This is a genomic window from Kitasatospora sp. NPDC002543 (assembly GCF_053594915.1).
In genome coordinates this window covers 1-1,030 of record NZ_JBSFWR010000276.1, presented here as the reverse complement: position 1 = coordinate 1,030, position 1,030 = coordinate 1, and the positions used below count along the sequence as shown (strand labels likewise).

The 1,030-nt window shown below is 67.8% G+C and carries 3 pseudogenes; all 3 read left to right on the top strand.

Annotated features, from left to right (window positions below):
* Positions 1–189: pseudogene (locus tag ACWD4P_RS38560) on the top strand (hypothetical protein); the annotation flags it as partial.
* 161 nt (positions 190–350) lie between these two features.
* Positions 351–557, top strand: a pseudogene (locus tag ACWD4P_RS38555) (3-hydroxyacyl-CoA dehydrogenase NAD-binding domain-containing protein); the annotation flags it as partial.
* Positions 558–559: 2 nt separating this feature from the next.
* Positions 560–934: pseudogene (locus tag ACWD4P_RS38550) on the top strand (ATP-binding cassette domain-containing protein); the annotation flags it as partial.
* Between the last annotated feature and the right edge of the window lie 96 nt (positions 935–1,030).

The following is a 1,030-nucleotide window of genomic DNA, read 5'->3' as shown; positions in this document are numbered from 1 at the left end:
CACCAGGACCCCGTACGGCATGTGCAGCGTCGCGTACCGGATCCACACGACGCCGTCTCTCGTGTCGCCGCCGGGATGATCAAGGCCGGGCCGGCCGGGGAGGTGTCCCGCGAAGCACTGGGCCTGCTCGACGAGATGGAGGGTCTGCTGGGCGAGCCGGTGCCCAACTACGCCGTGCGCGACGCCTGATGGCCCGTCCGGTGTGATGTCCGTCATTCGAGACGTGACGCGTATTACTTCGCGGCCCCACGACCCCTCACGGACGCTAATGTCCGCCGGAGAGATACGTGAACAGCGGTTAGCGGTCAGTTGCAAGTGGTACGCGGTCAGCGGGTAAGGGGAGTCGCACAGTGGCAGGGAAGCTCGCCGTCATCGGAGCCGGACTCATGGGGTCCGGAATCGCCCAGGTCTCGGCGCAGGCGGGCTGGGACGTCGTCCTGCGCGACGTCACCGACGCCGCTCTGGCCCGTGGCACCGACGGCATCAAGGCCTCGTACGACAAGTTCGTGAGCAAGGGCAAGCTGTCCGCGCAGGACGCGGAGGCCGCGCTCGGGCGCCGGTGGCCGCGGGCCCGGCCAAGTCCCCGACCGCCTTCCTCGAAGTGCGCGACCTCAAGGTGCACTTCCCGACCGACGACGGTCTGGTCAAGTCTGTCGACGGGCTCAGCTTCAAGCTGGAGAAGGGCCAGACCCTGTCCATCGTGGGCGAGTCCGGGTCCGGCAAGTCCGTGACCGCCCAGGCGATCATGGGCATCCTCGACATCCCGCCCGGGAAGATCACCGGCGGCGAGATCCTCTTCCAGGGCACGGACCTCCTCAAGCTCAAGGAGGACGGGCGGCGCAAGATCCGCGGCGCGAAGATGGCGATGATCTTCCAGGACGCGCTCAGCTCCCTCAACCCCGTGCTGTCCGTGGGTGCCCAGATCGGCGAGCTGACTTCTTCATCTCCGGGGTGTTGATCCGGCGCAGCAGCGCGAGGTCGTCGTCCGTCCAGGGTTCGATGCGTACCTCTGCCGTGGTCATGCCGGGGA